The 6,890-nt window shown below is 72.8% G+C and carries 5 protein-coding genes; 2 read left to right on the plus strand and 3 right to left on the minus strand.

Features of this window, described 5'->3' with window-relative positions; genetic code table 11:
- The 3 genes from QM626_RS11410 to QM626_RS11420 all read right to left on the minus strand — a co-directional run.
- Window positions 1-1,359, minus strand: a 1,359-nt coding sequence (locus QM626_RS11410; RefSeq protein WP_415077068.1) for an NtaA/DmoA family FMN-dependent monooxygenase, incomplete at its 3' end; no start/stop codon positions are given.
- Window positions 1,360-1,504: 145 nt separating this feature from the next.
- Window positions 1,505-4,255 carry a beta strand repeat-containing protein gene (locus QM626_RS11415; protein ID WP_415077069.1) on the minus strand — a complete coding sequence of 917 codons (2,751 nt, stop codon included), beginning with the start codon at window positions 4,253-4,255 and terminating at the stop codon, window positions 1,505-1,507.
- Window positions 4,256-4,408: 153 nt separating this feature from the next.
- Window positions 4,409-5,692, minus strand: a complete 1,284-nt coding sequence (locus QM626_RS11420; protein WP_415077070.1) for a condensation domain-containing protein — start codon at window positions 5,690-5,692, stop codon at window positions 4,409-4,411.
- Between the two features lie 50 nt (window positions 5,693-5,742).
- On the opposite strand from QM626_RS11420, the gene QM626_RS11425 reads away from it, so the two are divergent.
- Both QM626_RS11425 and QM626_RS11430 read left to right on the plus strand, forming a co-directional pair.
- Window positions 5,743-6,522, plus strand: a complete 780-nt coding sequence (locus QM626_RS11425) for an alpha/beta fold hydrolase (protein ID WP_415077071.1) — start codon at window positions 5,743-5,745, stop codon at window positions 6,520-6,522.
- Between the two features lie 48 nt (window positions 6,523-6,570).
- Window positions 6,571-6,890 (plus strand): hypothetical protein (locus tag QM626_RS11430; RefSeq protein ID WP_415077072.1); only part of this gene is annotated, 320 nt, incomplete at its 3' end.

A 6,890-nucleotide genomic window follows, 5' to 3' on the forward strand; every position in this document is an offset into this window, starting at 1 on the left:
CCGCCGGTGGCGGGCGGCCGGATGGTCGGCGCCGAGCCGCGGGCCGGGCGCGCCGGTCAGCCGCTCCCGCAGGCTCCCGCCGCGCGGCTGCGCCGGCAGCGACCCGCGTTCGCGCAGGATCGGCATGACCTCGTCGATGAACCGCCGGTAGGTCTCGACGCCGCCGTAGGTGCACTCGATGAGGAACCCGTCGATGTCTCCCTCGGCCGCGATCCGCTCGAGCCCGTCGGCGACCTGCTCCGCGGTGCCGGTGACCTTGAACCCGCCGGACTCGCTCGTGATCTGATCGAGCAGCGCCCCCACGGTCGGGGTCGCCGGGTTGTCGCCCCAGAGGGCGAAGGTCGTCTTGCTGCCTTGCGGGTCGAGGTCGGCCAGCAGCGTGTCGTGGTCGTAGCTGGTGAGGTCGACGCCGGTCCAGCCCATGAACAGGGTCGCCGCTGCGTCGCGCGAGGCCGCGGCATCCAGCTCGGCCCGCTCGGCCGCGGCCTGCGCCGGCGTGTCGCCGACGACGATCGACACCCCGTTCAGCACGACCAGCCGACCACGCCCCGCCGCCGTCGCCCGCGCCCGCAGATCGCCGATGTGCGCGGCCGCCGAGGCGGTGTCCCGGTAGGACGTGAAGATGCACTCGGCATACGCGGCCGCGAACTCCTTGCCCCGGTCGGAGGTGCCGGCCTGGAACAGCGTGGGGGTCCGTTGCGGCGACGGCGGGGCCGGGAAGTATCCGTCGAGCGAGAAGTAGCGCCCGCGGTGGCGGATGCGGTGCACCCCCGCCGGCTCCGCGTACACGCGGCGGGCCTTGTCGGCGACGACGGCGTCGTCGTCCCAGGCGCCCTCCCACAGCTCGAGGACGAGCTCGACGAACTCGGTCGCGCGGTCGTAGCGCTCGCCGTGCGGCACGACGTCGTTCTGTCCGAGCAGCCGCGTCAGGGCGTTCTGCTGGTCGGTCGTGACGATGTTCCAGCCGAGCCGGCCGCGGGTGAGATGGTCGAGCGTGGTGAACGTGCGGGCGTGCAGGTAGGGCACCTGCGAGGTCGTCGAGGCCGTCACCACGAAGCCGAGCCGGTCGACGGTCGCCGCGAGGCCGCTGATGAGAGCGACCGGGTCGAGCACCGGGAGCTGCACGGCCTCCCGGATCACGGCCTCCGGCACGGCGCCGTCGGCGGTCATCGGGTAGCCGAGCGCCTCGGCGAGGAACAGGAAGTCGAAGCCCGCCGCGTCCAGCTCGCGCGCGAGCTCCTGCCAGAACGAGAGCTCGGCGTACCGCGTCGACACGCTGCGCGGGAGGTGCCAGGAATGGTTCACGAAGTTCGGGGTGAACTCCTCGAAGGCGGCGAGGGCGAGCTGTCGGCGCGGCATCCACCCATGGTCCGCGTTCGAGGTTTCGCCGGTGTTTCGCCGCCGGGCGAGGGCGCGCAGCGAACGGCGCAGGGCCGGTCCCGGGTGAATCCGGGACCGGCCCTGTCTCAGGGATGCGGAAGGTCAACGCCTCCCGCGTGCCGTCTCAGTCGTGGGTACGACGCAGACGGCGGCGGGCGGCGACGACCGCGCTGCCGCCGAGGAGCAGCAGCAGCGCCGACAGGAACGCGACCGGGGCGGCGGGGAAGTCGCTGCCGGTGCTGGCCAGCGAGGAGCTGCTGGACGCGGCCGCCGTCACCGTCAGGTCGGCGTAGACCGCGGTGCTCGTCGCCGGGCGGAGCTCGATCTGGTGCGAACCGGTCGTCGTGGACGAGGGGATCGTGACCGTCAGCGAGAACGTGCCGTCGGAGTCCGCGGTGCCGGTCGCCAGCTGCACCGGGTCGGAGTGCAGCCAGATCTCGTAGCTCTCGTTCGGCTCGAGGCCGCTGCCCGAGACCGTCACGGTTCCGCCGGCGGCGACGGAGCCGGGCGAGACCGTGAGCGTGGGAACGGCTGCCGTGACCTCGAGGGTCGCCTCACCCGTGGATCCCTCGAATCCGGAGCCCGTCGCGTACGTGGCGGTCACGGTGTGCGAGCCGACCGCGAGGTCGGAGGGAAGGGTGAGGGTGGCGGTGCCGTCGGCGTCGAGCGTGGCGGTGCCGACCTCGGTGCCGTCGACGCTCACCGTGACATCGCCGGCCGGGGTCGCGTCGTCGGCGGCGACGGTGACCGTCGCGTCGGCGGCGGTGCCCTCGGTGACCGAGCTGGACGAGACCGCGACGGTGGTGGTCGTCGGGACCAGGTCCGCGACGGTCACGACGATCGGGTCGCCGTAGGTGCCCGTGTAGGTCTCGCCGGCGACGAGGTCCGAGGGGGAGATCGGCGTGCTGCCGACCGTGCCGCCGGAGATCGTCACGGCCCGGCCGTCGGCGCCCTCGATGCTCGAGGTGTCGTCGGTCGTGAGGCTCGTGACGTACGAGGTGCCGGTCACGGTCCACGTCGAGCTGTCCGCCAGGCTCACGATGACGCCGTTGTTGACGGGCGTCGTCGCGGTGTTGGTGACCTCGCCGATGTTCTTGTAGCCCTCGCCGTCGTCGTAGGAGATGGTCGCCACGTCGTGCACCGAGGTGCTGGAGGTGATGAGGCCCGCGACCGACGAGCCGTCGAGGTTCAGGATGAGGTTCTTCGGCGTGTCGGTGTAGACCGCGTTGTAGAAGTCGCCCGCCACGTCGAGGTCGGTCAGGTTCACGATCGCCGGCTTGTCGGCGCTCGTGCTGCTCAGGTCCCAGCTCGTGTCACGGGTCGCCGTCGCGGTGGGGTCCGCGTACACCGGGTCCGTGTAGACGGAGGTCGTGCTGAGGCCGCCCGGGTCGTCGCTCTCCATGAGCTGGAAGATGACGCCCGTGTCGCTCTGGATGGTGGCGCCGTCCGAGCCGTCCACGTTGAGCGTGACCCCGTTCGCCTTGTCCTGGAACGTGGTCTCGCCGGTGTGGATCGCGGTGGCGCCGTCGATGCTGACGGTGCCCGCGGCGATGTTGCTGCTGCCGCCGCCGTGCCACATGATGCCGAACCGGCCCGAGTCGATCGTCGTGGCCGCGTCCACCACGTCCGCGATGTCCTCGTCGGTCAGGCCCAGGTCGTGGGCGTCGTTGAGGGCGGTGACGGCCGCCTGGCTCGCGTCGCCGATGTTGATCGTGCCGCCCGTGCTGATCACGCCGTAGTCGTCGACGTCGAAGGTCGTGCCGAGGAACGTGTCGGTCACCGACTGGCCGTCGGCGTACGACCCGTAGCCGCCGTCCAGCGTCGTGATCGTCGTGCCGATCGAGGTGAGGAAGCTGTTCGACGTCGAGTCGGTGGACAGCACGCCCCAGTTCGTCGAGCTCACGTCGTCGTTCAGGTAGGTCGCCTTGGTCCCGTTGCCCACCAGGTTGGTCGCGCGCACGTTGCCGGTCAGGCCGAGCGCCCAGGGCACCGCCCGCATGTTGGGCGGCGGGGACAGGGTGTAGTCGTCGGGCAGGACGCCGTCGGCGGTGGCGATTGTGGAGTCCTTGACGACGGCCGTCGCGCCGTCGGTGACGACGATGCCGGAGCGCACGGCGCCGGTGTTGTCGATGTCCGCGCCGTCGACCCGCACGCTCGTGCCGCTGTTGGCGACTCGGATGCCGGCGCCGATGCCGGCGAAGTCGAGGCGTCCGTTGCCGTCGAACGCGATCGTCGGATCGTTGATCGCGTACTCGCCGCCCTCGACGTCGATGCCGGCGAGGCCGTCGCCGGTCGAGGTGATGGTCACGCCGTCGGCGCTGTCGTCGTCGTAGCTGCCACCCGTGATGGCCTGCGTGACCGAGCCGTCCTCGACGACGCCGGACGCGTCGACCTCGAGAGCCTGTCGCAGCGGGAACGTCGTGCCGAACTGGGTGTACGAGAGCGTGGCGGTGACCACGAGCTGCACGCCGGTGTCCGAGGCGCTCTCGTAGGTGCCGGGCACGAGGCTGGGCGCGACCGCGCTCGCGGCGCCGTCGTAGTACTGGCCCGTCTCGACGCCGTCGACCACGATGCTGAGCGAGTAGCCGTCGGGCACCGCGATCGCCGAGGTGGCGTCGGTGATGACGAGCTTCTGCAGCGACGTCGTCGCGGTGACGGTGCACGTCTCGCCGGATGCGACCGTGAGCGTGCCGCCGCTGAGCGCGCCGCCGTCGGTGCACGTGATCGTGTCGGCCGCGAAGGCGGCCACGGGCCCGAGGCCCATCGTCGCTCCGACGAATGCGGTGATGGCGATCGCGGCGCCCGGGGCGATGCGGCGTCGTCGGTCCGCGGCGCGGTCCCGCGCGGCGGGGGAATGAGAACGGACTTGGAGCATGTGATTCCTTCCACAGCGGCGCGGCGCGCCTGACGGCAGTGTCGTCGTCATCCAAGCGGTGGCGATGTTCTCAGGAGAACATCAGGCCGTCGATACCTTGTATGCATGCTCCGGCGGTAGCGGGATGCCGCGGATCATGCGACGACGGCCCGGTCACGCGGCGTCGACCAGGCCGGCGCCCACGGCGTCCAGCCATCGCGTGAGCGAGGCGCGCGCCTCGGGCGTGTCCGGATAGCGGCAGCGCAGGTGCATGCCGGAGTCGTCGACGACGAACCACACCATGACGCCGTCGGTCTCGATCACCGCCGACACCCAGTACGGGTCGGATGCCGCCGGCGCGGCGACCGGCAGCCGCCGCAGGTCCAGCCACGACACCGCGAACATGCCCGGTGCCTGCGGCATCCCGCCGTAGGGGGCGAGGATCGGCGCGAGCGGGTACGAGCCGAGGATGAGCGCCTGTTTGAGCGCCGCGGCGCACGCCCGCGGGGCGGGGTCGTCGCACTCGATGACGGCGTTCGTGATGAACCAGCCGACCGCGTCGTGCCAGCGCTGCTCGTTGCGGCTGTGCACCGGGAACACGGCGCGCAGCGGCGCGTCGGCGAGCTCCCGCATCACGCGCGTGAGCACCGACAGTGCGAGCGCCGTGACCCGCACCCCCGCCGCGTCCGCGTGCGCGCCGAGGCGTCGCACGCCGTCGGCGTCCAGCACGTCGCGCACCTCGACGACCTCGGGACGGGGGACCGACACGTCGCCGAGCGGCAGCGGGAACCGCGGCATGACGCCGCCTTCGGCGTCGAGCACGCGGTGCCACGCCTCGTGCACGGCGTCGGGGGCGGCCGGGGCCGCCGCGAGGATCGCGGTGTGCTCGCCGAAGCCGGCGACCGGCTCCCCGAGCGCGTCGCCGCCGAGGGCCGAGCTCAGGTCGCGCGCGAGGACGATCAACGACCACATGTCGACGTGGGCGTGGTCGGCGCCGATGACCACGACGGGTCGGGGGTCGGCGGCATCCGCGTCGGGGATCACGAGACACAGCCGGTGGGAGGGCTCCGTGAACGGGCGGCAGTGCGTGTCGAAGACCTCGCGCACGACCTGCGCGCCGGTGCGGCCCGGCGCGGCGGGATGCTGCCGCCACGCGCCGGGCGCGATCTCCGCCTCGTGCAGGCGCACGTCCCCCTCCGGCCCGCGGGAGAAGACGGTGCGCAGCGTGTGGTGGCGGTCCAGGACCCGGTGCCAGGCGGCGGCGAGCCGCGCCGGGTCGGCCTCCGGCATCCGGAACGAGATGGCCATCCACGAGCCCGGCCGGTCGCCGGCGCCGATGTGCCGGCCCTGGTCGAACGACACCGGCAGCGGCCGGTCGGCGCGCGGCGCCGCGGTGACGTCGTAGCTGTGCACCGTGCCCGCCGGCAGGGGGAGCTGCGCGATGTTCGTGAGCCGCATGGCGCCGTAGTCTATGGGTCTCGGATGACGGCGGATGACACGGGGTGGGGATGTACGAGATCGAGATCCGCGGGGTGCCGCTGCGCTACGACATCTCCGGCGACGAGGGTCCCCTCGTGATCCAGCTGCACGGACTCACCTCGAGCCGCGGCCGGGACGCACAGCTCGGCCTGGACCTCGGTCGGGCGCTGCGGGAGCACCGGGTGCTGCGGTACGACGCGCGCGCGCACGGGTCGTCGGGCGGGACGGCGGATTCCGCCGACTACGGCTGGGACGCGCTCGCCGCGGACCTGCTCGCGCTGCTGGACGCCGTCGCGCCGGGGGAACGCGTCCACGCCGTCGGTCCCTCGATGGCGACGGGCACTCTGCTGCACGCCGCGGTCACCGATCCCGGCCGGTTCCGCAGCCTCACCCTGGTCACGCCGCCCACGGCGTGGAAGACACGGACGCTGCAGGCGGAGGTCTACCGGGCCAACGCCGACATCGTCGAACGCGCCGGGATGTCCGCCCTGCTCGAGCTCGGCCACACCGCCCCGGTGCCGCCGGCGCTCGCCTACGCGCCGGAGACCCGTCCGTCGGTGCCGGCCGAGCTGCTTCCGATCGTCTTGCGCGGTGCGGCGGCCACCGACCTCCCGCGCAAGAAGGACATCAAGCGCATCACCGCTCCGACGCTGATCCTGGCGTGGACCGGCGATCGGACGCATCCGCTGAAGACGGCGCGCGTCCTCGAGGAGCTCATCCCGGACAGCCGCCTCGTGATCGCGCGCAGCCCCTACGGCGTGATGGCCTGGCCCGGGCTGTTCGCCGAGCACGTGACGATGGTGCGCTGAGCGGGGCACGCTCGGCGGATGCATAGCCCGCGCCGATACCGTGCCGGGGTGATCGTGTCCACGCGCGTGCTGGTCGGGCTGTCGGTGTGGCTGCTGGGCGGCTTCGCCGTCGCGATGGCGGTGCTGCCGTTCGTCGGCGCCGGCTCGCCCGCCTGGCTGCTGCCGGCCGTGCTGACGGTGCTGGCGGCATCCATCGCCGGTCCCATGATCGTGTTCGGATGGATGCTGGGCCGCGTCTTCGCCCGGCACGGCGGCTGGGTCGGGGCGCTCGCCGCGGCCGGCGTCGCCACCGGCGCGGGCGCGCAGACCGGGGATCTGCCACCTCTCGCGCTCGGCGGCTGGATCGCGGCCGGCGTCGGCGCGGCCGG

The sequence above is a fragment of the Microbacterium sp. genome (assembly GCF_047606385.1).
In the GTDB taxonomy this organism is placed as follows: domain Bacteria; phylum Actinomycetota; class Actinomycetes; order Actinomycetales; family Microbacteriaceae; genus Microbacterium.